The organism is Streptomyces spinosisporus, assembly GCF_022698145.1.
Taxonomy (GTDB): Bacteria; Actinomycetota; Actinomycetes; order Streptomycetales; family Streptomycetaceae; genus Streptomyces; species Streptomyces spinosisporus.
Window position 1 is genome coordinate 126,898 of record NZ_JALDAX010000004.1, and the last position, 25,088, is coordinate 151,985.

A 25,088-nucleotide genomic window follows, 5' to 3' on the forward strand; every position below is an offset into this window, starting at 1 on the left:
CGGCACTCATGCGCCACCCGCTTCCACCAGGGCCCGCTCCCAGAACTCCTTGCAGAAGCGAGCCAGGGGGCCGCGACCGCCGCCCGCGGGCGGCACCTTGCCCTCACCGGGACGCAGCAGCCCCGACTCCACCGGCAGTTCGCCGGCCAGGGGCAGTCCGAGCAGGCGGGCGACCTCGCGGTCGTCGAGACCGGGTGCGTACGGCCCCCGTACCGCGACCCGCAGATCGCGCAGGACCATGCCGGCCGCGGAGGCCACCCGTCCGGCCGCGGCCACGGCGCGCAGCTCGCCGGGAACCACCAGCAGCCCGAGATCGAGCTGGGCGAGGACCTCCGCGACCCCGTCGTCGATGCGGCGCGGCAGGTCGACGACCACGGTGCCGCCCCTTCGCCGGGCCGCGGCGAGCACCGCCCGGACGGCCTGCGGCGGCACGGCGACGCGGTCACCGCGGTCCCAGCTGAGCACCCGCAGGGAGTGCAACTCGGGCAGCGACTCCTCCAGGGCGCCGCCGCCGACCCGGCCGCGGGAGGCGGCGAACGCGGGCCAGCGCAGACCCTCGGCGCTCTCGCCGCCGAGCAGGACGTCCAGTCCGCCGCCCAGTGGATCGGCGTCGACGAGCAGGGTGCGCAGCCCCTCGTGCGCGGAGGTGACGGCGAGGGCGCACGCGAGCGTGGATGCCCCGGCCCCGCCACGGCCTCCGATGACGCCCACCGTGAGGGCGGGTCGGCCCACGCCCTCGGCCACGTCGGCGATGCGGTCCACCAGCCACTGTTCGCCGTCGGGCAGCATCAGGACGTGATCGGCGCCGATCTCGACGGCGCGGCGCCAGACCCCGGAGTCGTCCTGGTCGCGGCCGACCAGCACCACTCCTCGTCTGCGCGTGGCCCCCCGCACGCGGCGCGCGGCGTCGTCGCCGACCAGGACGAGCGGCGCCGCCTCCCATGTGCCCGCGCGCTCCGGCACCGAGTGATGGACCTCCGGTGTGGCACCTGCCGCGGCGCACAGACGCAGGAGGTCGTCCAGCAGTGCGACGTCCTCCGTGACGATCAGTGGTCCGGCCTGCCGCCCCGAGGCGGCCGGCGGTGGTTCGTGTGTGACGGCTCCGGTCACGGTCTCCATCCCCCTTCGCTGCATATCTCGCGCAGCCTCTGCGGCCACGCGATTCCCAAACGTGTGAAGAACCGTCGACCGGCCTTCCTTTGCGCGGCCGATAGGAACCGGCCAAACCCGCCCGACAAACCGGATCCGGGTCATGAACTCGGTCCGAGCGGGGCGCGTTTGAATCACGGTGCAGCGATCCCGGAAATCGTGTGGATCTTGGTCGATAACTGTGGACGACCCGGCGGTTGTGAATATCGCCGTCACCCATACCGGTGAGCCTTGTACGGGTCTCCGTGCGACTCCCGCAGAGCAGCACGATCACTACACACAGTCACGGATCATGAACATGACACTGAAGCGTCAGCAGCCGCCTCGAAGCGGCCGTACAACCGCATGAAAAAAGGAAAAACCCACCCGGACATGCGACGACCCCCACCGGGGGGGAGAGTGGGGGTCGTCTCCACGGCCGACTCGGGGGGGGAGGAGCCGGACCGGGTTAGCACGGTCGCGAACGATCCGTGACTTCCATGGTGTACCCGAGAGCCCTCTCAGGCAAACCCACGCGCCACACCTTACGCCGAATGGGCTGCGCCTATGCTCGGGGTCGTGGAAAACCACTCCTTGCACCGCACAGCGGCCTTCTTTGACCTGGACAAGACGGTCATTGCGAAGTCGAGCACGCTCACGTTCAGCAAGTCGTTCTACCAAGGCGGGCTGATCAACCGCAGGGCCGCCTTGCGTACCGCATATGCCCAGTTCGTCTTCCTCGTCGGCGGTATGGACCACGACCAGATGGAGCGGACGCGGACGTACCTGTCCTCGCTCGTCCGCGGCTGGAACGTCCAGCAGGTCAAGGAGATCGTCGCCGAGACGCTGCACGACCTGATCGACCCGATCATCTACGACGAGGCCGCCTCCCTCATCGAGGAGCACCACACCGCCGGACGCGACGTCGTCATCGTGTCGACGTCGGGCGCGGAGGTCGTGGAGCCCATCGGCGAGCTCCTCGGCGCGGACCGCGTGGTGGCGACGCGCATGGTGGTGGGCGAGGACGGCTGCTTCACCGGAGAGGTCGAGTACTACGCCTACGGCCCGACGAAGGCCGAGGCGATCAAGGAACTGGCCCGCTCCGAGGGATACGACCTGGAGCGCTGCTACGCGTACAGCGACTCGGCGACCGATCTGCCGATGCTGCAGGAGGTCGGCCATCCGCACGCCGTGAACCCGGACCGCGCACTGCGCCGTGAGGCCCTCGCGCGCGGGTGGCCGATTCTCGATTTCCACCGCCCGGTCCGGCTCAAGCAGCGGATCCCCGGATTCTCCGTACCGCCCCGCCCTGCCCTGGTCGCCGCCGCCGCGATAGGCGCCGCGGCGGCCACCGCCGGTCTCGTCTGGTACGCCAACCGGCGCCGGGCGGCGGCCATTTGATTCACCGGGCGGGCGAACCGGCCCACCGATTCACCGGTTCCTGAGTCTTGTCCGATATATCGGTGTCCGTTTGCAACCTATTTGAGACCAAAAGTAAAGAAGTACAGCCAGGGGTTCCGCTTGCTTCGGTCCTGGAGTACAAAGGGATTAACGGCCCGCGAGACCAAGGACATCCGAAAGGATCACCTTTAACATCGTATTTGGCCCCACGGACCGAGCATGAGCATCGGGCACCCACGCGACGTCGACCCGTCGATTACGGGCCAGCCGCACCAGGTGACGGGCAAAGTCCCGACCTGATGGGCGACATATCGAGGACGCCTGGTAACTCGGTGAGCATGCCAGCGGCGGTACGAGTCCTCGTGCCGCCGCATCTCTTTCCCCGCCCTCCCCAAACGTCTCAGGCGGCCCCGCGCTGCAGCGCCTCGCACACGGCCGTCGACTCGCGCGCGCCCAGTTCGACCGCCTTTCCGCAGTGGGCGATCCAGGCGGCCATGCCCTCGGGCGTACCGGAGACATACCCGTCGAGCGCGGCCAGGTAGGCGCCCCCGCCCAGCTCCGCGTGACCGACTTCCGCCGGGCAGACCGACTTCGGGTCGAGGCCGCTGCCGACCAGGACGATGCGTTCGGCTGTGCGCGCGATCAGGCCGTTGTGGGACGTGAAGGGGCGCAGGGCGAGGAGTTCGCCGTGGACGACGGCGGCGGTGATCAGAGCCGGGGCGGAACTGCCGGAGATGATCAGTTCGGACAGGCCCTCCAGCCGGCCGTGCGCCTCGTCCGCGCGCGGGAGGTCCAGTTCGACCAGCGGTTCGTCGACGGACTCGCCCGCCTGCCGCGGCCGTCCGACCTCGTCCTCCTTGCCGGCGGCGGCCACCAGGTGCAGCCGGGCCAGAACCCGCAGGGGCGACTGCCGCCAGATGGACAGCAGTTGGCCTGCCTCCGCCGTCAGCCTCAGCGCGGCGCCCACCACGCGCGCGTCGTCGTCCCCGCTGAAGTCACTGCGCCGGCGCACCTCCTCCAGCGCCCAGTCGGCGCCGGACAGCGCCGCGGAGCCACGGGCGCCGCGGAGCGCCGCCTCGGAGGTGATCTCGTTGCTGCGGCGCCGCATGACCCGGTGCCCGTAGAGCCGGTCCACGGCCTTGCGGACGGACTCCACGGACTCGGCCACACCGGGCAGCGAGGCCAGGGATGCGAGCGGATCGGCGGTCGCGCCTGTCGTACTCATGAGTACGACACTAGCCACCCCAGGGGTGCACCCCACGATTGAGTGGTCTTCTTCACGCATGCCTGCCACGTACAGCTATCATGCGACTACTCTTCGTGAACATGAAAATTGCTTTCGTCGGGAAGGGCGGCAGCGGCAAGACCACCCTGTCCTCCCTGTTCATCCGCCACCTCGCGGCCACCGGAGCGCCGGTCGTCGCGGTGGACGCGGACATCAACCAGCACCTGGGCGCCGCGCTCGGCCTCGACGAGGAGGCCGCCGCGGCCCTGCCCGCGATGGGCGACCGGCTGCCCCTGATCAAGGACTACCTGCGCGGCTCCAACCCGCGCATCACCTCGGCCGAGTCGATGATCAAGACCACGCCGCCCGGCGAGGGCTCACGACTGCTGCGCGTGCGCGAGGACAACCCGGTCTACGACGCCTGTGCGCGCCCGGTGGAACTCGACGGCACCGCCGTCCGTTTGATGGTCACCGGCCCCTTCACGGACGCCGACCTGGGGGTCGCCTGCTACCACTCCAAGACCGGAGCGGTGGAGCTGTGCCTGAACCACCTGGTGGACGGGCAGGGCGAGTACGTCGTGGTGGACATGACGGCGGGCTCGGACTCCTTCGCCTCGGGCATGTTCACCCGCTTCGACATGACGTTCCTCGTCGCCGAGCCGACCCGGAAGGGGGTCTCCGTCTACCGCCAGTACAAGGAGTACGCCCGTGACTTCGGCGTCGTGCTGAAAGTCGTCGGCAACAAGGTGCAGGGCCAGGAGGACCTCGACTTCCTGCGTGCCGAGGTCGGGGACGACCTGCTGGTGACCGTCGGGCACTCGGACTGGGTGCGCGCCATGGAGAAGGGCCGCCCGCCCCGGTTCGAGCTCCTGGAGGACGCCAACCGCCGCGCCCTGCGCATCCTGCGCGTCGCCACGGACGCCACGTACGAACTGCGTGACCGGGAGCGCTACATGCACCAGATGGTGCACTTCCACCTCAAGAACGCGGCGTCCTGGGGCAATGCGCGCACGGGGGCCGACCTGGCGGCGCAGGTCGACCCCGGGTTCGTGCTCGGCGAGGGCATCACCGCCGCCGTGTGACGGCCATATAAGGGGGGTTACGGCTTGGCCGCCGGTGCCCCCGGCGCGCCCTTGGGGGCCGGGGCGGGGCGGCCCGACAGGTAGGACGCCCAGCCCTGCTTCGGCGCCTCGCCCACGGTGAGGTCGCGCAGCTTCGCCAGGACCTTCGGGTCCTGGGCGTCCAGCCAGTCGGCCAGCTGGTGGAAGGACACGCAGCGCACGTCCGGCTTGTTGCAGACCTTCTCGACGACCTCCTCGACGGCCCGCATGTAGGTGCCGCCGTTCCAGGACTCGAAGTGGTTGCCGATGACCAGGGGCGCGCGGTTGCCGTCGTAGGCGCGGCGGAAGCCCTTCAGCAGACCGTCGCGCATCTGGTCGCCCCAGAGGTCGAACTTGTCGGGATCACCCTGGGTCTGCGTGCCGGACTGGTTGACCATGAAGTTGTAGTCCATGGTGAGCTGCTCGTAGGAGTGCCCCGGGAAGGGCACGAGCTGCATCGACAGGTCCCACAGCCCTCCCCTCTTCTTCGGCCAGAGCTGTTCGTTGACGCCACTGGAGTCGTAGCGGAAGCCCAGCTGGTGCGCGGCCTTCACGAAGTTCTTCTGGCCCTCGAGGCAGGGCGTGCGCCCGCCGATGAGCTCCTTGTCGTAGTCGAAGGGCAGCGGGGCGGCCTTCGTCATGCCGGAGTTGGTCTTCCAGCTCTTGACGAACTTCTTGGCCTGCGCGATCTCGCTCTTCCACTCCGCGACCGACCACTCGCCGACCCCGCCGTCCTTGCCGCAGAAGTGGCCGTTGAAGTGGGTGCCGATCTCGTTCCCCTCCAGCCATGCGAGGCGTGCCTGCTTGACGGTGTCGGCGATGCCCTTCTCGTCGTTGAAGCCGATGTCGGAGCGGCCCGGCGAGTGCTGCGGCGGCTTGTAGAGGTCGCGCTTCTCCTCCGGAAGCATGTACACGCCGCTGAGGAAGTACGTCATGGTCGCCTGGTTGGCCTTGGCGACCTTGCGGAAGTGGGAGAACAGCTTCTGGCTGTCCTCCCCCGCGCCGTCCCAGGAGAAGACGACGAACTGCGGGGGCTTCTGGCCGGGCCGCAGGCGCTCGGGTCTGGGCAGGTGCGGCTGGGCTCCGGTGTAGGCGGTGGAGCCGTCGCCGATGAGCCGGACGACGCTGCCCGGGGCCCGGGCCGGCTTGACCTTCTGTGGACCGGGAGCGCCTCCCTTGGTGCCGCTGGAGCCGATCGCACAGCCGGCGACCGATGCGGCACAGGCCGCGGCGATCACGGCGCCCATGGCGATCCTGTGGGTGGCGGCCATGTTCCGCTCACCTTCTTCCTTCTCTCAGGCCAACGCCGGTGAGGGCGTTTTCTGGTGATATGCCGGGCTCGCCCGACAACGCCGCCAAGGTCGCATGGGGCCGAGAAGGAATTAGTACGACAAGCCGATGAAATGACCCCTTCACTCATTAGTGGGATCGGTTACCCCATTTGCCAGGAAAGTCTATGCCTTTCCTTTACTCTGAATTACGATCTGTTTACCGAGCGTTGATGCATCCCGCCGCTGCACGCCGTGACCCACGGCCGCGACCGACCCCCGCCCATCCGCGGGGACGACCTGATCCGCGACCGCGCCGCCCGGAGGAGACGGGAACATGTCAGCCTGTGCCCCCACCCGCACCACCGACCCCACTCGCGCCAAGCATCCCCACCAGCCCCACAGTCCACCGCCTGCCCCGAACCGCCGCTTCCGCGTCGCGGGAGCCGACGTGTCGGCCTCGATCGCGGTCTTCCTGATCGCGCTCCCCCTGTCGCTGGGTATCGCCCTCGCCACCGGCGCCCCGCTGCAGGCGGGCCTGGTCGCCGCCGCGGTCGGCGGGTTCCTCGCCGGGTGGATCGGCGGCTGCCCGCTCCAGGTCAGCGGACCCGCCGCGGGACTCACGGTCGTCACCGCCGACCTCATCCACCAGTACGGCTGGCGTACGACCTGTGCCGTCACGGTCCTCGCCGGCCTCGCCCAACTCGGCCTGGGCTGCCTGCGCGTGGCGCGCTCCGCGCTCGCCGTCAGCCCGGCCGTCGTGCACGGCATGCTCGCCGGCATCGGCGTCACCATCGCCGTCGCCCAGGTGCACATCGTTCTCGGCGGCACCCCGCAGAGCTCCGTCCTCGCCAACGTCCGGGCCCTGCCCACCCAGTTGGCGAACCTTCACCCCGCTGCCGTGGCCGCCAGCGTGCTGACGCTGACCCTTTTGCTGCTCTGGCCGCGCATCACCGGACGGGCCGGGCGCATGCTGCGCGGGATTCCGGACGCGCTCGTCTCCGTGGCCGGCGCCACCGTGGCCGCCTCGCTCGCCGGGCTGACCCTGCCCAGGGTCGACTTGCCGTCCTGGCGCAGCCATGCGCTGGCCGGGCTTCCCCAAGGACCGGTGCTCGGCCTGACCGCGGCCGTTCTCACCACCACGCTGGTGTGCAGTGTGCAGTCGCTGCTCGGCGCCGTCGCCGTGGACAAGATGGTGGCGGCGCGGCCCGGTCCGCCGACCCACGTCGAACGCGCCGACCTCGACCGTGAACTGCTCGGGCAGGGCGCCGCCAACGTCGTCTCCGGCGCGCTCGGCGGGCTGCCCGTCGCCGGTGTGGCCGTGCGGAGTTCGGCGAATGTGAAAGCGGGGGCGGTGAGCAGGAACTCCACGATGCTGCACGGCGTTCTGGTAGTAGTCGCCGCGCTGCTGATGGTCCCGGTCCTCGAGTTCATCCCGCTCGCCTCACTCGCCGCCCTGGTGATGGCCGTCGGCATCCGCATGGTGTCCCTGCACCACATCCGCACGGTGACCCGCCACCGCGAAGTGCTGGTGTACGCCGTCACCACACTCGGCGTCGTGATCTTCGGCGTCCTGCAGGGGGTGGCCCTGGGGATCGCCATGGCCGTCGCCGTCGCCATGCAGCGCCTCGCCCGCACGCGTATCACGCACGAGGAGAAGGGAGGAGTCCATCACGTCAGAGTCCGGGGGCAGTTGACGTTCCTTGCGGTGCCGCGACTCAGCCGGGCCCTGCATCTCGTACCCCAAGGCGCCCATGCCGTCGTGGAGTTGGACGGTTCCTTCATGGACCACGCGGCGTACGAGTCCCTGCAGGACTGGCAGAACACGCACACCGCACGGGGCGGGTCCGCCGAACTCACCGGCCGCAGGGGCGGTGCCCGCACCACCAAGCCGGCGTTGCGCACCGCGGACACGGGTGCCGGCGATGCGGTCGACGCCGTCGCGGGGGTGGACGGATCCTCCGTGGAGTGCCGCTGCAACCCCTGGACACCTTGGCGCAACCATCAGTGCGTACGTCCGCGATCTGCTCCGCCCGCGGGGTGTTCGGGTACGGCCTCCGGGGTGGAGGGGGTTCATGGTCTCAGCGCCGAGGGGGGTGTGCTGGATGGCCCGGGTGAGCTGAGAAGGGTTGGTGGTCTGAGGAGATCGGGGCGGCTGGGAGGGCTGGGCGAGTCGAGCGGGGTTGGTGGGTTCAGGGGGTCGAGCGAGCTTGGTGGATGCGGTGGGCCGAGCGAGCTTGGCGGGCAGAGCAGGGCGAGTCACTTGGGCGGGGTGAGTCGCTCGGACGAGGCGAATCGCTCGGACCGGTCGGATCGCTCGGACGAGGCGAATCGCTCGGACCGGCCGAGACGCTCGGACGGGCCGGATCGTCTGGACGCGTCGAGCCGCTTGGACGGGCCGGAACGCTTCGACGGGCCGGGCCACTTGGACGGGCCGGGCCACTTGGACGGGCCGAGTCGCCCGGGCGCGCCGAGCCACTCGGACGGGCCGAATCGCCCGGACGGCGGCCCGGGCCAAGCCAGATATCAACTGGCCCGTGGGATCAGTGCGTTCCAGCGGAACACCGCGCCCCTGGTGCGGAGGGAGTTGGCTCGGCTAGCTCGGGAGGGGCAGCAGCCGTCGCAGCTCTTCCTCACGTGCGCCGACTCGCGGGTCGTGACGTCGATGATCACCTCCAGTGGTCCGGGCGATCTGTTCGTGGTGCGCAACGTGGGCAATCTCGTTCCGCTGCCGGGCGCGGAGAGCGGCGACGACTCGGTGGCGGCGGCGATCGAGTACGCGGTGGACGTACTGAAGGTGCGGTCCATCACGGTGTGCGGGCACTCCGGGTGCGGGGCGATGCAGGCCCTGCTCTCCGCCGAGCCCGGCGCCCCCACCCCTCTCAAGCGCTGGCTACGGCACGGCCTGCCCAGTCTGGAGCGCATGGCCGGCGGCGACCGGCCGTGGGCGCGTCCCCGCCTGGCGGGGCGGGAGCCGGCCGACGCGGTCGAGCAGTTGTGTCTGACCAACGTGGTCCAGCAGTTGGCGCATCTGCGCGCGCACGAGTCGGTGTCGCGGGCTCTGCACAACGGTGCGCTGGAGCTGCACGGCATGTACTTCCACGTGGGCGAGGCACAGGCGTATCTGCTGACCGGGGCGGACGACGACGAGATGTTCGTGCATGTCACGGCGGACTCGTCCGACACACCCGGGCGCCGGGAAAGACACGAACAGGCATGACCGTTCCGCGCGGCGCAGATGGCCCTGGATGTGAGAGGCGTTACAAAGGCTGAACTCCGGCTGATCGGCGTCCGTGGGTACGGATGACTCCGGACGCCGCAGCCCGGGCCACAGCAAGCGGCAAACCAGCAACCGGCAATCGGCAACCAGCAACCGCACGCGAACACGCACCCCACCCACCCCTCAATAGGTCTAAACCAATTCCCCATCGACCCTTGTCATCGGCCCCCCAGGTCTGATGAGCTGTGGCCCAGGACACAACGGACACCCTGAGAAAGGGAGATGTCGTGAGCAACGAAAGCCTGGCCAACCTCTTGAAGGAGGAGCGACGCTTCGCGCCGCCGGCGGACCTGGCCGAGAATGCCAACGTCACGGCGGAGGCGTACGAACAGGCCAAGGCTGACAGGCTCGGCTTCTGGGCCGAGCAGGCACGTCGGCTGACCTGGGCCAAGGAGCCGGCCGATACGCTGGACTGGTCGAACCCGCCGTTCGCCAAGTGGTTCAAGGACGGCGAGCTCAACGTCGCGTACAACTGCGTCGACCGCCATGTCGAGGCCGGCCACGGCGACCGGGTCGCCATCCACTTCGAGGGCGAGCCCGGCGACAGCCGCGCCATCACCTACGCCGAGCTCAAGGACGAGGTGAGCAGGGCCGCCAACGCCCTGCTGGAGCTGGGCGTGCAGAAGGGCGATCGCGTCGCCGTCTACATGCCGATGATCCCGGAGACCGCGATCGCGATGCTGGCCTGCGCCCGCATCGGCGCGGCCCACTCGGTCGTCTTCGGCGGCTTCTCCGCCGACGCCCTCGCCACCCGTATCCAGGACGCCGACGCCAAGGTGGTCATCACCTCGGACGGCGGGTACCGCCGCGGCAAGCCGTCCCCCCTCAAGCCGGCCGTCGACGAGGCCGTCGCGCGCGTGGACAACGTCAGCCATGTGCTGGTGGTCCGCCGTACGGGCCAGGAGGTCGCCTGGAACGACGGCCGCGACGTGTGGTGGCACGAGATCGTCGAGCGGCAGTCGGCGGAGCACACGCCGGAGGCCTTCGAGGCCGAACACCCGCTGTTCATCCTGTACACGTCGGGTACGACGGGGAAGCCGAAGGGCATCCTGCACACCTCCGGCGGCTACCTCACCCAGACCGCGTACACCCACCACGCCGTCTTCGACCTCAAGCCGGAGACCGACGTCTACTGGTGCACGGCCGACGTCGGCTGGGTCACCGGCCACTCGTACATCGTCTACGGGCCGCTCGCCAACGGCGCGACCCAGGTCATGTACGAAGGCACTCCGGACACCCCGCACCAGGGCCGCTTCTGGGAGATCGTGCAGAAGTACGGGGTGACGATCCTGTACACGGCGCCGACCGCGATCCGTACGTTCATGAAGTGGGGCGACGACATCCCCGCGAAGTTCGACCTGTCCAGCCTGCGTGTCCTCGGTTCGGTCGGTGAGCCGATCAACCCCGAGGCATGGGTCTGGTACCGCAAGAACATCGGCGCCGACCGCACCCCGGTGGTCGACACGTGGTGGCAGACCGAGACCGGCGCGATGATGATCTCGCCGCTGCCGGGCGTCACCGCGGCCAAGCCCGGCTCCGCGCAGACCCCGCTGCCCGGTATCTCCGCGACGGTCGTCGACGACGAGGCGAACGAGGTGCCCAACGGCGGCGGCGGTTACCTGGTGCTGACCGAGCCGTGGCCGTCGATGCTGCGCACCATCTGGGGCGACGACCAGCGCTTCATCGACACGTACTGGTCGCGCTTCGAGGGCAAGTACTTCGCCGGTGACGGCGCGAAGAAGGACGACGACGGCGACATCTGGCTGCTGGGCCGGGTCGACGACGTGATGCTGGTGTCCGGGCACAACATCTCCACCACGGAGGTGGAGTCGGCGCTGGTGTCGCACCCGTCGGTCGCCGAGGCGGCCGTCGTCGGCGCGACGGACGAGACCACGGGACAGGCCATCGTCGCCTTCGTGATCCTGCGCGGTACGGCGGCGGAGACCGAGGACCTGGTCGGCCAGCTGCGCAACCACGTCGGTTCCACCCTCGGCCCGATCGCCAAGCCCAAGCGCATCCTGCCGGTCGCGGAGCTGCCCAAGACCCGCTCCGGCAAGATCATGCGCCGCCTGCTGCGCGACGTCGCCGAGAACCGCCAGCTCGGCGACGTGACGACGCTGACGGACTCGACGGTCATGGATCTGATCCAGGCCAAGCTCCCGTCGGCCGCCTCCGAGGACTGAGCAGAACAGGCACCGATTACGGCATGGAAGGGCGCCCGGCGCGAGACGCGCCGGGCGCCTTTTTCACGCCTAACGTAGGGATCGCCGGATTCCTCCCTTGCCACCTTAGGTAAACTAAGCAAAGGTGCGCCGGGAAGTCTGGTCGGCAGTTGTCCCGTCCTGCCCACCGACCGGAGGTCTCCCACCGTGGCCGCCCCCCGCACCAGCCCCGCCCGCAAGGCATTCGGACGTCTCTCCCTGCCGGAGCGGAACTTCGTCGCGAACGCGCTGCGCACAGAGACGGTCGGCGGCGTGCTCCTGCTCGCGGCGGCCGTGGCGGCACTCGTCTGGGCGAACACCCCCGCGCTGCACGACAGCTACGAGAGCGTCAGCCACTTCCACCTCGGACCCGAGGCGCTCGGCCTCAACCTGTCGGTCGCGCACTGGGCCGCCGACGGACTGCTCGCGATCTTCTTCTTCGTCGCCGGCATCGAGCTCAAGCGCGAGCTGGTCGCCGGCGATCTCCGCGATCCCAGGGCGGCCGCCCTGCCGGTCGTAGCGGCCCTGTGCGGCATGGCCGTACCGGCTCTCGTCTACGCCCTCACCAATCTGGGCGGCGGTGGATCGCTGAAGGGCTGGGCCGTCCCCACCGCGACCGACATCGCCTTCGCGCTGGCGGTCCTCGCGGTCATCGGTACGTCCCTGCCGAGCGCCCTGCGCGCCTTCCTGCTCACCCTCGCCGTCGTCGACGACCTCTTCGCGATCCTGATCATCGCGGTCTTCTTCACCAGCACCATCGACTTCGCGGCGCTCGGCGGAGCGGTCGTGGGCCTCGCGGTCTTCTGGCTGCTGCTGCGCAAGGGCGTGCGCGGCTGGTACGTCTACGTCCCGCTCGCCCTCGTGATCTGGGGGCTGATGTACAACAGCGGCGTCCACTCCACGATCGCGGGCGTCGCGATGGGCCTGATGCTGCGCTGCCACGTGCGTGAAGGGGAGGCCCACTCCCCGGGCGAGCACATCGAGCATCTCGTACGGCCCCTGTCGGCCGGCCTTGCGGTCCCGCTGTTCGCGTTGTTCAGCGCCGGTGTCACCGTCTCGGGCGGCGCCCTAGTGGATGTGTTCACCAAGCCGGAGACGCTGGGCGTCGTGCTCGGCCTCGTCGTCGGCAAGACGGTCGGGATCTTCGGCGGTACGTGGCTGACGGCCCGCTTCACCCGTGCGTCGCTGAGCGACGACCTCGCCTGGCCGGACGTGTTCGCGGTGGCGACCCTGGCCGGCATCGGCTTCACCGTGTCGCTGCTGATCGGCGAACTCGCCTTCGACGGGGACGCCGTACTGACGGACGAGGTCAAGGCCGCCGTGCTGAGCGGGTCGCTGATCGCGGCGCTGCTGGCCACCGTGCTGCTGAAGATACGCAACGCCCGGTACCGCAGGCTGTGCGAGGACGAGGAGCGCGACGAGGACCTCGACGGCATCCCGGACGTGTACGAACAGGACGATCCGGAGTATCACCTGAGGATGGCCGCGATCCTCGAGAGCAAGGCGGCCGAGCACCGCCGGATCGCCGAACTGAAGGCGGCCGAGCGACGCGCGCTTGCCGAAGTACCGGGCGGGGCAGGCGAGGACAACGACCGTCCGGCATGATCTGACGGGACGGTACAAAAGGACCGCTCCAAGGCGGTACGGCAGAAGAGGGAGACCGCGATGAGCGCACCCGACGGCAGCCCGGTCGGCGCAGAACGCAGCATCGGCCAGCTGTTCGCCTCCGCGACGGCCGAGATGTCGGCGCTGGTGCACGACGAGATCGCGCTGGCGAAGGCGCAGCTCAAGCAGGACGTCAAGCGCGGCGCGACCAGCGGCGGCGCGTTCACGGTGGCCGCCGCCATCCTGGTGTTCTCGCTGCCGATGCTGAACTTCGCGCTGGCGTACGGCATCCACGCCTGGACCGGCGGTCACAACGGCGAGGACGGCTGGAACCTCGGCTGGTGCTTCCTGCTGTCCTTCGCGGCCAATGTCCTCATCGCCGGCGTCCTCGCGCTGGTCGGCATCGTCTTCGCGAAGAAGGCCAAGAAGGGCAAGGGCCCGCAGAAGGTGGCCGCGTCCATGAAGGAGACGGCGAACGTCCTGCAGAAGGCCAAGCCGCACCCGCGTCCCGAGCCGCCGGCGATCGAGGACCGGACCCCCGAAGCCATCGAGGCTGTGGCACGCTCATCCTCATGACGGGCTCGTTCATCCCTGCGGGGCACTCACCTTCGGCGCCATCGGCCTCGGTCGTACGCCCCGACGTCCTGCCCGACGGGACGAAGGTGACGCATCGCGAAGTCGCGGCCAACGGCGCGCGCTTCCATATCGCCGAGGCCGGTGACGGCCCCCTCGTGCTGCTGCTGCACGGCTTCCCGCAGTTCTGGTGGGCCTGGCGGCACCAGCTGGGCGCCCTCGCCGACGAGGGCTTCCGGGCCGTGGCCATGGATCTGCGCGGCGTCGGCGGCAGCGACCGCACCCCGCGCGGCTACGACCCCGCGAACCTCGCGCTCGACATCACGGGTGTGATCCGCTCACTCGGCGAGCCGGACGCCGCGCTGGTCGGCCACGACCTGGGCGGCTATCTGGCGTGGACGGCGGCCGTGATGCGTCCCAAGCTGGTACGCCGGCTCGCGGTCGCCTCGATGCCGCATCCCCGGCGCTGGCGCTCGGCGATGCTCTCGGACGTCAGGCAGACGCGCGCGGGCTCCTACATCTGGGGGTTCCAGCGGCCCTGGCTCCCGGAGCGGCAGCTGACCGCGGACGACGGCGCGCTCGTCGGTGAGCTGATCCGCGACTGGTCCGGGCCGAACCCGGCCGACGACAAGGCGCTGGAGATCTACCGCCGCGCGATGTGCATCCCCTCCACGGCCCACTGCTCGATCGAGCCGTACCGCTGGATGGTCCGCTCGATGGCCCGTCCCGACGGCATCCAGTTCAACCGACGGATGAAGCGGCCGCTGCGGGTGCCGACCCTGCATCTGCACGGTTCGCTCGACCCCGTGATGCGCACGCGGAGTGCGGCCGGGTCCGGGGAGTACGTCGAAGCGCCGTACCGCTGGCGTCTGTTCGACGGACTGGGGCACTTCCCGCACGAGGAGGATCCGGTCGCTTTCACCACAGAACTGGTCAATTGGCTGAAGGATCCCGAACCCGATCGGTGACCGATCCGACGCGTCCGGTATCCGAATCTGAACAGCTGTCCGACGAACAGCCAATTGCCTGGCGCATAGGCCAATTGGGGGCCCTGGGAGCGGTTATCGACCATGGGGCAGGGGCACACGTCGGGGTATGGGCTGGACGCACGACTACAGTGACGCAGCACGCAATCGACGCTCGGCCACGGGGCTGAGCTCCCACCAGCGAGGCGGTGCACCGCAGATGACGGGCACGGACCTCCGCGTGGGCATACCGCACATTCTGCGCCGCAGGGCCCGCTGGGTCTCCGTACGCCTGCGTCACCCGCGCGGCTGACGGCCCTTCCTCCGACGCCGGGGCCACGAAACCTCAGAGGGCACAGCTGTCGCTGTCCACCTGCTGGTTCGCCGTACGCCCCTTGGTGATGTCCTCCTGGATCTCGTCGGCGGTGAGCGCGTATCCCGTGTCGGCGTCGTCGAGGGACTTCGCGAAGACGACGCCGTAGACATTGCCCTCGGGCGTCAGCAGCGGGCCGCCGGAGTTTCCCTGACGGACGGTCGTGTACAGCGAGTAGACGTCGCGGCGGACCGTGCCCCGGTGGTAGATGTCCGGGCCGTTGGCCGGCAGGCGGCCCCGGACGCGCGCGGCCCGGACGTCGTAGGCGCCGTTCTCCGGGAAGCCCGCGATGATCGCGCTGTCGCCGCTCCTGGCGTCCGTGGTGGTGAACTTCAGGGCGGGCGCCCTGAGATCGGGTACGTCGAGCACGGCGATGTCGCGGTGCCAGTCGTAGAGGACGACCGTCGCGTCGTACTTCCTGCCCTCGCCGCCTATCTGGACGGTGGGCTCGTCGACGCCGCCGACGACATGCGCGTTGGTCATGACCCGGCGGTCGCCGAAGACGAAGCCGCTGCCCTCCAGGACCTTGCCGCAACTCTGGGCCGTGCCCATGACCTTGACGATGGAGCGCTTGGCGCGCGTGGCCACCGGGCTGTTGGCGAGGGCCGGGTCGGGGGGCTGGACGTCGGTGATCGGTTCGTTCGCGAACGGGCTGAAGACCTGCGGGAAGCCGTTCTGCGCGAGCACCGAGGAGAAGTCGGCGAACCAGGTGTCCGCCTGGTTGGGCAGGGCCCGGGAGACGCCGAGGAGCACCTGGGAGTTGCGGACCTCCTTGCCGAGGGTCGGCAGGGTGGTGCCCGCGAGGGCGGAACCGATCAGCCAGGCCACCAGCAGCATGGCCACGACATTGACGAGGGCGCCGCCGGTCGCGTCCAGGGCGCGGGCCGGGGACCAGGTGATGTACCGGCGCAGCTTGTTGCCCAGATGGGTGGTCAGCGCCTGGCCGACCGAGGCGCAGACGATGACGACGACGACCGCGACGACCGCGGCCGTCGTGCTCACCTCGGCGTTGTCGGTCAGCGCGTCCCAGATGACGGGCAGGGTGTAGACGGCGACGAGACCGCCGCCCAGGAAGCCGATCACCGACAGGATGCCGACGACGAAGCCCTGGCGATAACCCACGATCGCGAACCAGACGGCGGCGACCAGCAACAGGATGTCCAGCACGTTCACCGGTTCGAGCCTCGCCTCATCACTTCGCGGTCACCTCAGGTACGGCAGACACCCTGTCATGACCGCCAGTCCAGCGGGACCTGCTTGTCACGGTCCCAGGGGAGCTCCCAGCCCGCGTAGTGGAACAGGCGGTCGATGATTCCCGCCGTGAAGCCCCACACCAGGGCCGATTCGACCAGAAATGCCGGACCTCTGTGGCCGCTGGGATGCACCGTGGTGACCCGGTTGTCGGGATTCGTGAGATCCGCCACGGGGACCGTGAAGACCCGGGCCGTCTCATTGGGGTCGACGACCCCGACCGGGCTCGGCTCGCGCCACCAGCCCAGCACGGGCGTCACCACGAAGCCGCTCACCGGGATGTACAGCCGGGGCAGGACGCCGAAGAGCTGGACGCCGGACGCGTCGAGCCCCGTCTCCTCCTCGGCCTCGCGCAGCGCGGCTCTCAGCGGCCCGTCGGCCGCCGGGTCGCCGTCCTCGGGGTCGAGGGCGCCGCCCGGGAAGGACGGCTGGCCGGCATGCGATCTCAGAGAACTCGCCCGCTCCATGAGCAGCAGCTCGGGACCGCGCTCGCCCTCGCCGAAGAGGATCAGGACCGCCGACTGCCGTCCCGCTCCGTCCTCCGGCGGCAGGAAGCGGCTCAACTGCAGTGGCTGCACCGTCTCCACGGCCCGCACCACCGGGTCCAGCCACGCGGGCAGCCCCTCCTTGGTGAGCGTCACCGGACCGCCCTGTGTATGGCTCGCGCTCGTCATCGCCACCCCCGTCCTGCCGAGTCCAACGTCCCGCGTACCCGAGATCGTGCCTGAGCCACCCGATCGGGGTCACGGCGCGAAACGGCGCCCGGCATCAGGCCCCCAGCGGCGGGGCCGGCTTTCCGCCCGCGTCGATGTACGACTGCGGGGGCTTCAGACGCTGGCCGGGGAAGCCGCCCTTCTCGTACTTCAGGAGCTTCTTCGCCTTCTCCGGGTCCGTCTCGCCCTCGCCGTACGCCGGGCAGAGCGGGGCGATGGGGCAGGCGCCGCAGGCGGGCTTGCGGGCATGGCAGATGCGGCGGCCGTGCCAGATCACATGGTGCGAGAGGTCCGTCCAGTCGCTCTTGGGGAAGAGCGCGCCGACCGCGGCCTCGATCTTGTCCGGGTCGGTCTGGTCCGTCCACTGCCAGCGCCGCACCAGCCGCTGGAAGTGCGTGTCCACCGTGATGCCGGGGCGCCCGAAGGCGTTGCCGAGCACCACGAAGGCGGTCTTGCGGCCGACGCCGGGCAGCTTGACCAGGTCCTCGAGCCGGCCGGGGACCTCCCCGCCGAACTGCTCCACGAGCGCCTTCGACAGCCCCATGACGGACTTGGTCTTGGCCCGGAAGAAGCCGGTCGGGCGGAGGATCTCCTCGACCTCCTCGGGGTTGGCGGCGGCCAGGTCCTCGGGGGTGGGGTACTTGGCGAAGAGGGCCGGCGTCGTCTGGTTGACCCTGAGGTCGGTGGTCTGCGCGGACAGGACCGTGGCGATCACGAGCTGGAAGGGGTTGTCGAAGTCCAGCTCCGGGTGGGCGTACGGATACACCTCGGCGAGTTCGCGGTTGATGCGGCGGGCGCGGCGGACCAGCGCGGTGCGCGACTCGTCCTTCGGGGGCTTGGCGACGGGCTGCGCGGCGGGGGCGCCCTTGACCGCGGCCGTCGCCTTCTTGGGCGCGACGACCGCCTTCTTGACCGGCGCCGGCTTTTTCACTGCGGAGGAGGCCTTTTTCACTGCGGCCTTCTTCGCGGTGGCCTTCTTCACCGGGGCACTCTTCGTCACTTTTGCCGGTTTCTTTCCACCGCCGGAGTTCTGTTCGCCCACAGCGGAATCACGACGTACTACCACCCGCCCAGCCCCCTTGGCCTGTGCTCTCACCGGCGTTTTGGACACCCGGCCAGCCTAGAGCCCGCCACTGACATCCGTCCCGGACCCGGAAGATCGGCCCCCAATTGGACCCCTGCCGCGTACCTCAGGACATGTGTGCGGCATCCTTGTGACAGATCACACTGTTTGGACCGTCCGGCAAAATGGGGAGCACGGTCCCCTGGTACCAAGGGGGATGAAGATCCCCTGAGCAGGTCGACAAGGAGAGAACTCGTGGACGACGTTCTGCGGCGCAACCCGCTCTTCGCGGCGCTCGACGATGAGCAGGCCGCGGAGCTCCGCGCCTCCATGAGTGAGGTGACCCTCGCGCGCGGTGATTCGCTGTTCCACGAGGGCGACCCCGGTGACCGGCTCTACGTCGTCACCGAGGGCAAGGTGAAGCTCCACCGCACCTCCCCCGACGGCCGCGAGAACATGCTCGCCGTCGTCGGCCCGAGCGAGCTGATCGGTGAGCTCTCGCTCTTCGACCCGGGTCCGCGCACCGCCACGGGCACCGCCCTGACCGAGGTCAAGCTCCTCGGCCTCGGCCACGGTGACCTCCAGCCCTGGCTGAGCGCCCGCCCCGAGGTGGCCGGTGCCCTCCTGCGCGCCGTCGCCCGCCGACTCCGCAAGACCAACGACGCCATGTCCGACCTGGTCTTCTCCGACGTCCCCGGCCGTGTCGCCCGCGCCCTGCTGGACCTCTCGCGCCGCTTCGGCGTGCAGTCCGAGGAGGGCATCCACGTCGTCCACGACCTGACGCAGGAGGAGCTGGCCCAGCTGGTCGGCGCCTCCCGCGAGACGGTCAACAAGGCACTGGCCGACTTCGCCCAGCGCGGGTGGCTGCGCCTGGAGGCGCGGGCCGTGATCCTGCTCGACGTGGAGCGGCTGGCGAAGCGGTCGCGCTGACGCTCGTCGGGGCTGTCCGCGGGCCGATGGGGGGCCGATGGCGTCGATGGGCGCCCGATGGGGCCCCGCCCTCGGGCAGCCGGTCGAGCGAGCCCGGTACCGGCTCCGGGGCCTAGATCAGCCCGTGTTCCTCCAGGTAGTCCATCTGCGCCCGTACCGAGAGCTCGGCCGCGGGCCACAGGGAGCGGTCTACGTCCGCGTAGACATGGGCGACGACCTGGGACGGGGTGCTGTAGCCCTCCTCGACCGCCGTCTCGACCTGGGCGAGGCGGTGGGCACGGTGGGCGAGATAGAACTCGACGGCGCCCTGGGCGTCCTCCAGGACCGGGCCGTGGCCGGGGAGCACCGTGTGGACGCCGTCGTCGACCGTCAGGGAGCGCAGCCTGCGCAGGGAGTCCAGATAGTCGCCGAGGCGGCCGTCGGGGTGCGCCACGACCGTCGTACCGCGGCCCAGGATCGTGTCGCCCGTCAGCACCGCGCGGTCGGCCGGAAGGTGGAAGCAGAGGGAGTCCGAGGTGTGGCCCGGGGTCGGCACGACCCTCAGCTCCAGGCCGCCGACCTCGACCACGTCCCCCGTGGCCAGCCCCTCGTCGCCCAGCCGCAGCGCCGGATCGAGGGCACGCACGTGCGTGCCGGTCAGTTCGGCGAAGCGGGCGGCGCCCTCGGCGTGGTCGGGGTGGCCGTGGGTCAGCAGGGTGAGGGCGATGCGCCGTCCGGCTTTCTCGGCCGTGTCCATGACGTTGCGCAGATGCGTTTCGTCCAGCGGCCCGGGGTCGAGGACCACGGCCAGGTCGGAGTCGGGCTCGGCGAGGATCCAGGTGTTCGTGCCGTCGAGGGTCATCGCCGAGGCGTTGGGCGCCAGGACGTTGACGGCCCGGGGGGTGGCGGGGCCGGTGAGGACCCCGCCCCGCGGCTGGCCGGGAAGGGCTGCTGCGTCCGTCATGCTCAGGCTCCCCCGGTCGGCAGGTCGGTCGGGATGTGCTTGGTGAACTCGTCGTGCCCCGGCCAGGACAGCACGATCTCCCCGTCCGCGAGGCGGGCTCTCGCCAGTACGGCGGTCATGTCGCGCCCGGGGGCGGCCGCGAGCACGTCGGCGGCCGTGGCGTACGGGAGCAGCTGGCGCAGGGTCGCGACGGTGGGCGGCATCATCAGCAGCTCGCCCTTGTCGTAGCCGTCCACGGCCTCCTGCGGGCGGATCCACACCGTGCGGTCGGCCTCCGTGGAGGCGTTGCGGGTGCGCTGGCCCTTCGGGAGGGCCGCCACGAAGAACCAGGTGTCGTAGCGCCGGGACTCGAACTCGGGGGTGATCCAGCGGGTCCAGGCACCCAGCAGGTCGGAGCGCAGGACCAGGCCGCGGCGGTCGAGGAACTCGGCGAAGGAGACCTCGCGGGCGGCCACGGCCGCACGGTCGGCCTCCCAGTCGTCGCCCGTGGTGTCACCGACGACCGTGTCGGCGGACGGTCCGGCGAGCAGGACGCCCGCCTCCTCGTAGGTCTCGCGCACGGCCGCGCAGACGATGGCCTGGGCGCTCGCCTCGTCCACGCCCAGCCGATGCGCCCACCACGCGCGCGTGGGGCCCGCCCAGCGCACGTGGTGCTCGTCGTCGCGGGGGTCGACGCCGCCGCCCGGATAGGCGTACGCGCCTCCGGCGAAGGCCATGGAGGCGCGTCTGCGCAGCATGTGTACGGCGGGAGTGCGGTCGGTGTCCTTCAGGAGCATGACGGTCGCCGCACGCTTGGGCACGACAGGAGTGAGCGTGCCCTCCGTCAGCGCGCGGATGCGCTCCGGCCAGTCCTGCGGAAACCACTGCCCATTCGCCATGGCCGGAGGCTATCCCGTGGTGCGCGAATGTTCGAGAGCCCACCGAGGTCAGAGCAGGGGGCAGGGGTTTGCGCGGGCGGGGCGGGCGAGTGCCGCGGGCGGCTGGTCGAGGATCGCGGGGGTGCCGGACACCGGCCGCGGGCGGGTGCCGCGGACGGGCCGGGCGCCGCGGCCAGGCGCCGCAGGCGTGCCGGGCGTCGGCCGGGTGCCGCCGGAGGGCCAGGCGCCACCGAGAACGCGCGCGCCGGGCACCGGCCGAGGACGGCGGAGGTGCCGGGCACCAGCCGCGGGCGGTCAAGCGCCGCGGGCGGTCCGGACGTAGGCCGGGTGCCGCGGACTGGTCAGGCGCCGCCGAGGTACGCGCGCGCCAAGCACCGGCCGAGAACCGCGGGAATGCCAGACCCCGACCGCGGGCGGGCCAGCGCCGCGGGCGGGTGCCGCGGACGGGCCGGACATCGGCCGCGTGCCGCGGGGGCCAGGTGCCGCCGAGAGACACGCGCGCTGGGCACTGGCCGAGGACCGCGGGGGTGCCGGACACCGGCCGCGGGCGGGCCAAGCGCCCGGGAGGGCCGGGCGGCGCGGACGGGTTGCGCGGCGCGGACGGGCCGGGTGTCGGCCGAGAACCGCGAGCGGGCCGAGGACGGGCCAGCGCCGCGGACGAGTGCCGCGGACTGGCCAGGCGTCGCCGGGGTACGCGCGCGCCGAGCACCGGCCGAGAACCGCGGAGGTGCCGGGCACCGGCCCCGGGCGGGCCAAGCACCGCGGGCGGGCCGGGCGGCGCGGACAGGCCGGGTGTCGGCCCGAGAGCCGCAGGCGGGTGGCTCGGGCGGGCCGAACGTCAGCCGGATGCCGTACATGGGCCAAGGACCGCGGACTGGCCAGGCGCCGCCGAGGTACGCGCGCGCCGCGCACCGCGGGGGTGTCGGCCCTGTGCCGCAGGCGGGCCGGGCGCCGCAGGCCGACCGGGCAGCGTGGGTGAGCCGGGCGCGCCGGGCACCGGTAGGACCGCGGGGTGCCGGGCACCGGCCGCGGGCGGGCCAAGCACCGCGGGTGGGTGCCGCTGGCGGGCCGGGCGGGCCAGGCACCGCGGCAGGCCACGCACCGCAGGCTGGCCAGGCGCCGGCCGAGTATCGCGGGCGTGCCAGGCAGGCCGAAACCCGCTACGCCCCAGTGAGCTCCACCTGGATCTCCACCTCGACCGGAGCGTCCAGTGGCAGGACCGCTACGCCGACCGCGCTGCGTGCGTGTACGCCCTTGTCGCCGAGGACTTCGGCGAGCAGTTCGCTGGCGCCGTTGACCACTCCGGGCTGGCCGGTGAAGTCGGTGGCCGAGGCGACGAAGCCGACGACCTTCACCACGCGCGCGATGCGGTCCAGGTCGCCGGTGACGGACTTGACCGCGGCCAGCGCGTTCAGGGCACAGGTGCGGGCCAGGTCCTTGGCCTCCTCGGGCGTGACCTCCGCGCCCACCTTGCCGGTGACGGGCAGCTTGCCGTCGACCATCGGGAGCTGCCCGGCGGTGTAGACGTACACGCCGGACTGCACGGCCGGCTGGTACGCGGCCAGCGGCGGGACGACCTCGGGCAGCGTCAGACCGAGCTCGGCGAGCTTCGCCTCGACGGCGCTCATGCCTGCTTCTCCCGCTTCAGGTACGCGACGAGCTGCTCGGGGTTGTTCGGCCCGGGCACGACCTGGACGAGCTCCCAGCCGTCCTCGCCCCAGGTGTCCAGAATCTGCTTCGTGGCGTGGACGAGCAGGGGCACAGTTGCGTATTCCCACCTAGTCATGCGGCCGACTCTAGCCGTTGCCCACCCGCCCCCCGTCCACGAGTTGTCCACAGGCTGTCGCGTGGTTGGTGCACGGACTGGTTAGGCTCGAAGGCGTGAGCAGGCTTCAGGTCGTCAGCGGCAAGGGCGGGACCGGAAAGACGACGGTCGCCGCCGCTCTGGCGCTGGCCCTCGCGACCGAGGGGAAGCGGACGCTTCTCGTCGAGGTCGAGGGGCGCCAGGGCATCGCGCAGCTCTTCGAGACGGAAGCGCTGCCCTACGAGGAGCGAAAGATCGCCGTCGCTCCGGGGGGCGGGGAGGTGTACGCCCTCGCCATCGACCCCGAACTGGCCCTTTTGGACTACCTCCAGATGTTCTACAAGCTGGGGGGCGCCGGCAGAGCCCTCAAGAAGCTCGGCGCGATCGACTTCGCGACCACCATCGCGCCCGGCCTCAGGGACGTGCTCCTGACCGGCAAGGCGTGCGAGGCGGTGCGCCGCAAGGACAAGAGCGGACGGTTCGCCTATGACTACGTGGTCATGGACGCGCCGCCCACGGGCCGCATCACGCGCTTCTTGAACGTGAACGACGAGGTGGCCGGTCTCGCCAAGATCGGCCCGATACACAATCAGGCGCAGGCCGTGATGCGCGTGCTGAAGTCCAAGGAGACGGCCGTGCACCTGGTCACGCTCCTGGAGGAGATGCCCGTCCAGGAGACCGCGGACGGGATCGCCGAACTGCGCGCGGCCAGGCTCCCGGTCGGCCGGATCATGGTGAACATGGTGCGGCCCGAGGTGTTGGACGCCGCCGATCTGGAACTCGTGCGCAGCGTGCCGCGTTCCTCGGTCGCCAAGGCACTGTCGGCGGCGGGCCTGGGCGGCGCCCGGCGGGGTGGGAACGCCGAGAAGCTGGTGGACCCCCTGCTGCAGCAGGCCGAGGAGTACGCCGAGCGGTACGAGCTGGAGCACGAGCAGCGCGCGGTGCTCGCCGAGCTGGGCCTGCCGCTGCACGAACTGCCGCTGCTCGCCGAGGGCATGGACCTGGCGGGGCTGTACGAGCTGGCCACCGAGCTGCGGAAGCAGGGGATGTCATGAGTCCGGATCCGGCAGCGGACCAGGAGAGCACCCGGCACCGTCTCTCCCCCGCGCGCACGCTCGACGTCGACCCGCTGCTCGACGACCCGAAGACCCGGATCGTGGTGTGCTGCGGCTCGGGCGGCGTCGGCAAGACGACCACCGCCGCAGCGCTGGGCCTCAGGGCGGCCGAGCGCGGACGCAAGGTGGTCGTGCTGACCATCGACCCCGCCCGCCGGCTCGCGCAGTCCATGGGCATCGACTCGCTCGACAACACCCCGCGCCGGGTGAAGGACGTCGAGGGCGGGGGCGAACTGCACGCCATGATGCTCGACATGAAGCGCACCTTCGACGAGATCGTCGAGGCGCACGCGGACCGCGAGCGGGCGGCCGCGATCCTGTCGAACCCCTTCTACCAGTCGCTCTCGGCGGGCTTCGCGGGCACGCAGGAGTACATGGCGATGGAGAAGCTCGGTCAGTTGCGCGCGCGCAACGAGTGGGACCTGATCGTCGTGGACACCCCGCCCTCGCGCTCGGCTCTCGACTTCCTGGACGCACCGAAACGGCTGGGCTCGTTCCTCGACGGCCGGCTGATCCGGCTGCTGACCGCTCCGGCGAAGCTGGGCGGCCGCGCGGGCATGAAGTTCCTGAACGTCGGGATGTCGATGATGACGGGCACGCTCGGCAAGCTCCTGGGCGGTCAACTGCTCAAGGACGTCCAGACGTTCGTGTCGGCGATGGACACGACCTTCGGCGGTTTCCGCACGCGCGCGGACGCCACGTACAAGCTGCTGCAGGCGCCGGGGACGGCCTTTTTGGTGGTGGCGGCGCCCGAGCGGGACGCGCTGCGGGAGGCCGCGTACTTCGTGGAGCGGCTGGCGGCGGAGGACATGCCGCTCGCCGGTCTGGTGCTCAACCGTGTCCACGGCAGCGGCGCCGCACGGCTGTCGGCCGAGCGGGCGCTCGCCGCCGCGGAAAATCTTGTGGAGCCCCGCATTGTCGATCAGGACGGCGGGAAAGCTGGACTTCGTAACTCTCCCGACCCGTACGGCAGTTCAGAATCACCCGCATCCGAGCCCCACTCCCCCGGGGCGGATCGGGATGTCGACCAGCTCACCGCGGGCCTGTTGCGGCTGCACGCCGACCGTATGCAGCTGCTCTCCCGCGAGCAGCGCACGCGTGACCGCTTCACGGCCCTGCACCCCGAGGTGGCGGTGGCCGAAGTGGCCGCGCTGCCCGGCGATGTGCATGACCTCGCGGGTCTGCGGGACATCGGTGACCGGCTCGCGGCCAACCGGCCGGAGCTGCCCGAGACTGCTGTGGACCCCGGGACTGCCGTGGACTGAAGCCGAG

The 25,088-nt window shown here is 70.7% G+C and carries 21 protein-coding genes; 11 read left to right on the forward strand and 10 right to left on the reverse strand.

Annotated features, from left to right (window positions below):
* Window positions 1–6 precede the first annotated feature (6 nt).
* Window positions 7–1,119 carry a septum site-determining protein Ssd gene (gene ssd, locus MQN93_RS12025; protein ID WP_242709467.1) on the reverse strand — a complete coding sequence of 371 codons (1,113 nt, stop codon included), beginning with the start codon at window positions 1,117–1,119 and terminating at the stop codon, window positions 7–9.
* 576 nt (window positions 1,120–1,695) lie between these two features.
* On the opposite strand from ssd, the gene MQN93_RS12030 reads away from it, so the two are divergent.
* Window positions 1,696–2,529, forward strand: a complete 834-nt coding sequence (locus MQN93_RS12030; RefSeq protein ID WP_016437318.1) for an HAD family hydrolase — start codon at window positions 1,696–1,698, stop codon at window positions 2,527–2,529.
* 400 nt (window positions 2,530–2,929) lie between these two features.
* Here MQN93_RS12030 and MQN93_RS12035 read toward each other — a convergent pair whose 3' ends face one another.
* Entirely contained in the window at window positions 2,930–3,754 is an 825-nt protein-coding gene (locus tag MQN93_RS12035; protein WP_016437317.1) for a Fic family protein, read from the reverse strand.
* Between the two features lie 101 nt (window positions 3,755–3,855).
* On the opposite strand from MQN93_RS12035, the gene MQN93_RS12040 reads away from it, so the two are divergent.
* Window positions 3,856–4,836, forward strand: coding sequence for an ATP-binding protein (locus tag MQN93_RS12040; RefSeq protein ID WP_242709468.1), 981 nt, complete (start codon window positions 3,856–3,858; stop codon window positions 4,834–4,836).
* 17 nt (window positions 4,837–4,853) lie between these two features.
* On the opposite strand, the gene MQN93_RS12045 is transcribed toward MQN93_RS12040, so the two are convergent.
* On the reverse strand, window positions 4,854–6,125 hold the full coding sequence (locus MQN93_RS12045; protein ID WP_242709469.1) for a polysaccharide deacetylase family protein: 1,272 nt from the start codon (window positions 6,123–6,125) through the stop codon (window positions 4,854–4,856).
* Between the two features lie 334 nt (window positions 6,126–6,459).
* Here MQN93_RS12045 and MQN93_RS12050 point away from each other — a divergent pair, with 334 nt between their 5' ends.
* The 6 genes from MQN93_RS12050 to MQN93_RS12075 all read left to right on the forward strand — a co-directional run bounded on the left by MQN93_RS12050 (window position 6,460) and on the right by MQN93_RS12075 (window position 15,059).
* Window positions 6,460–9,342 carry a SulP family inorganic anion transporter gene (locus MQN93_RS12050; RefSeq protein WP_242709470.1) on the forward strand — a complete coding sequence of 961 codons (2,883 nt, stop codon included), beginning with the start codon at window positions 6,460–6,462 and terminating at the stop codon, window positions 9,340–9,342.
* Window positions 9,343–9,629: 287 nt separating this feature from the next.
* Window positions 9,630–11,585, forward strand: coding sequence for an acetate--CoA ligase (gene acs / locus MQN93_RS12055; RefSeq protein ID WP_242709471.1), 1,956 nt, complete (start codon window positions 9,630–9,632; stop codon window positions 11,583–11,585).
* Between the two features lie 186 nt (window positions 11,586–11,771).
* Entirely contained in the window at window positions 11,772–13,208 is a 1,437-nt protein-coding gene (gene nhaA / locus MQN93_RS12060) for a Na+/H+ antiporter NhaA (RefSeq protein ID WP_242709472.1), read from the forward strand.
* A 60-nt stretch (window positions 13,209–13,268) separates the two neighbouring features.
* On the forward strand, window positions 13,269–13,784 hold the full coding sequence (locus MQN93_RS12065; protein ID WP_016437311.1) for a phage holin family protein: 516 nt from the start codon (window positions 13,269–13,271) through the stop codon (window positions 13,782–13,784).
* A complete protein-coding gene (locus MQN93_RS12070; RefSeq protein WP_242709473.1) occupies window positions 13,781–14,749 on the forward strand; it encodes an alpha/beta fold hydrolase in 969 nt (322 codons plus the stop codon). Before MQN93_RS12065 ends, MQN93_RS12070 begins: the two co-directional genes overlap by 4 nt.
* A gap of 127 nt (window positions 14,750–14,876) precedes the next feature.
* Window positions 14,877–15,059 (forward strand): hypothetical protein, encoded by a 183-nt coding sequence (locus tag MQN93_RS12075; RefSeq protein WP_078516742.1) that lies wholly within the window; start codon window positions 14,877–14,879, stop codon window positions 15,057–15,059.
* 33 nt (window positions 15,060–15,092) lie between these two features.
* Here MQN93_RS12075 and MQN93_RS12080 read toward each other — a convergent pair whose 3' ends face one another.
* The 3 genes from MQN93_RS12080 to nth form a co-directional block, all read right to left on the reverse strand.
* Entirely contained in the window at window positions 15,093–16,292 is a 1,200-nt protein-coding gene (locus MQN93_RS12080; RefSeq protein ID WP_242709474.1) for a MarP family serine protease, read from the reverse strand.
* Between the two features lie 56 nt (window positions 16,293–16,348).
* Window positions 16,349–17,044 (reverse strand): NUDIX hydrolase, encoded by a 696-nt coding sequence (locus MQN93_RS12085; protein ID WP_242709475.1) that lies wholly within the window; start codon window positions 17,042–17,044, stop codon window positions 16,349–16,351.
* Window positions 17,045–17,138: 94 nt separating this feature from the next.
* Window positions 17,139–18,083, reverse strand: a complete 945-nt coding sequence (nth, locus tag MQN93_RS12090; RefSeq protein ID WP_242709476.1) for an endonuclease III — start codon at window positions 18,081–18,083, stop codon at window positions 17,139–17,141.
* Between the two features lie 318 nt (window positions 18,084–18,401).
* Here nth and MQN93_RS12095 point away from each other — a divergent pair, with 318 nt between their 5' ends.
* Window positions 18,402–19,076 (forward strand): Crp/Fnr family transcriptional regulator, encoded by a 675-nt coding sequence (locus MQN93_RS12095; RefSeq protein WP_016437305.1) that lies wholly within the window; start codon window positions 18,402–18,404, stop codon window positions 19,074–19,076.
* 112 nt (window positions 19,077–19,188) lie between these two features.
* On the opposite strand, the gene MQN93_RS12100 is transcribed toward MQN93_RS12095, so the two are convergent.
* The 4 genes from MQN93_RS12100 to sp36 form a co-directional block, all read right to left on the reverse strand.
* Window positions 19,189–20,019, reverse strand: a complete 831-nt coding sequence (locus tag MQN93_RS12100; RefSeq protein ID WP_242709477.1) for an MBL fold metallo-hydrolase — start codon at window positions 20,017–20,019, stop codon at window positions 19,189–19,191.
* A 2-nt stretch (window positions 20,020–20,021) separates the two neighbouring features.
* Window positions 20,022–20,897 carry an NUDIX hydrolase gene (locus MQN93_RS12105; RefSeq protein WP_242709478.1) on the reverse strand — a complete coding sequence of 292 codons (876 nt, stop codon included), beginning with the start codon at window positions 20,895–20,897 and terminating at the stop codon, window positions 20,022–20,024.
* 1,160 nt (window positions 20,898–22,057) lie between these two features.
* Entirely contained in the window at window positions 22,058–22,525 is a 468-nt protein-coding gene (locus MQN93_RS12110; protein WP_242709479.1) for a RidA family protein, read from the reverse strand.
* Window positions 22,522–22,683 (reverse strand): Sp36 family protein, encoded by a 162-nt coding sequence (sp36, locus tag MQN93_RS12115; RefSeq protein WP_016437301.1) that lies wholly within the window; start codon window positions 22,681–22,683, stop codon window positions 22,522–22,524. The genes MQN93_RS12110 and sp36 overlap by 4 nt, the downstream gene beginning before the upstream one ends.
* A 17-nt stretch (window positions 22,684–22,700) precedes the next feature.
* On the opposite strand from sp36, the gene bagA reads away from it, so the two are divergent.
* Both bagA and bagB read left to right on the forward strand, forming a co-directional pair.
* Window positions 22,701–23,756, forward strand: coding sequence for an ATPase BagA (bagA, locus tag MQN93_RS12120; protein ID WP_278190679.1), 1,056 nt, complete (start codon window positions 22,701–22,703; stop codon window positions 23,754–23,756).
* Window positions 23,753–25,081, forward strand: a complete 1,329-nt coding sequence (bagB, locus tag MQN93_RS12125) for an ATPase BagB (protein WP_016437299.1) — start codon at window positions 23,753–23,755, stop codon at window positions 25,079–25,081. The genes bagA and bagB overlap by 4 nt, the downstream gene beginning before the upstream one ends.
* The last annotated feature ends 7 nt before the right edge of the window (window positions 25,082–25,088 follow it).

Coding starts and splice junctions, on each gene's coding strand:
- bagB (WP_016437299.1), top strand. CDS start 23,753: ATGAGTCCGGATCCGGCAGCGGACCAGGAGAGCACCCGGCACCGTCTC.
- MQN93_RS12030 (WP_016437318.1), top strand. CDS start 1,696: ATGCTCGGGGTCGTGGAAAACCACTCCTTGCACCGCACAGCGGCCTTC.
- ssd (WP_242709467.1), bottom strand. CDS start 1,119: ATGGAGACCGTGACCGGAGCCGTCACACACGAACCACCGCCGGCCGCC.
- MQN93_RS12100 (WP_242709477.1), bottom strand. CDS start 20,019: ATGACGGACGCAGCAGCCCTTCCCGGCCAGCCGCGGGGCGGGGTCCTC.
- MQN93_RS12065 (WP_016437311.1), top strand. CDS start 13,269: ATGAGCGCACCCGACGGCAGCCCGGTCGGCGCAGAACGCAGCATCGGC.
- MQN93_RS12040 (WP_242709468.1), top strand. CDS start 3,856: ATGAAAATTGCTTTCGTCGGGAAGGGCGGCAGCGGCAAGACCACCCTG.
- MQN93_RS12075 (WP_078516742.1), top strand. CDS start 14,877: ATGGGCTGGACGCACGACTACAGTGACGCAGCACGCAATCGACGCTCG.
- sp36 (WP_016437301.1), bottom strand. CDS start 22,683: ATGACTAGGTGGGAATACGCAACTGTGCCCCTGCTCGTCCACGCCACG.
- MQN93_RS12070 (WP_242709473.1), top strand. CDS start 13,781: ATGACGGGCTCGTTCATCCCTGCGGGGCACTCACCTTCGGCGCCATCG.
- MQN93_RS12050 (WP_242709470.1), top strand. CDS start 6,460: ATGTCAGCCTGTGCCCCCACCCGCACCACCGACCCCACTCGCGCCAAG.
- MQN93_RS12045 (WP_242709469.1), bottom strand. CDS start 6,125: ATGGCCGCCACCCACAGGATCGCCATGGGCGCCGTGATCGCCGCGGCC.
- MQN93_RS12110 (WP_242709479.1), bottom strand. CDS start 22,525: ATGAGCGCCGTCGAGGCGAAGCTCGCCGAGCTCGGTCTGACGCTGCCC.
- MQN93_RS12085 (WP_242709475.1), bottom strand. CDS start 17,044: ATGACGAGCGCGAGCCATACACAGGGCGGTCCGGTGACGCTCACCAAG.
- MQN93_RS12035 (WP_016437317.1), bottom strand. CDS start 3,754: ATGAGTACGACAGGCGCGACCGCCGATCCGCTCGCATCCCTGGCCTCG.
- MQN93_RS12105 (WP_242709478.1), bottom strand. CDS start 20,897: ATGGCGAATGGGCAGTGGTTTCCGCAGGACTGGCCGGAGCGCATCCGC.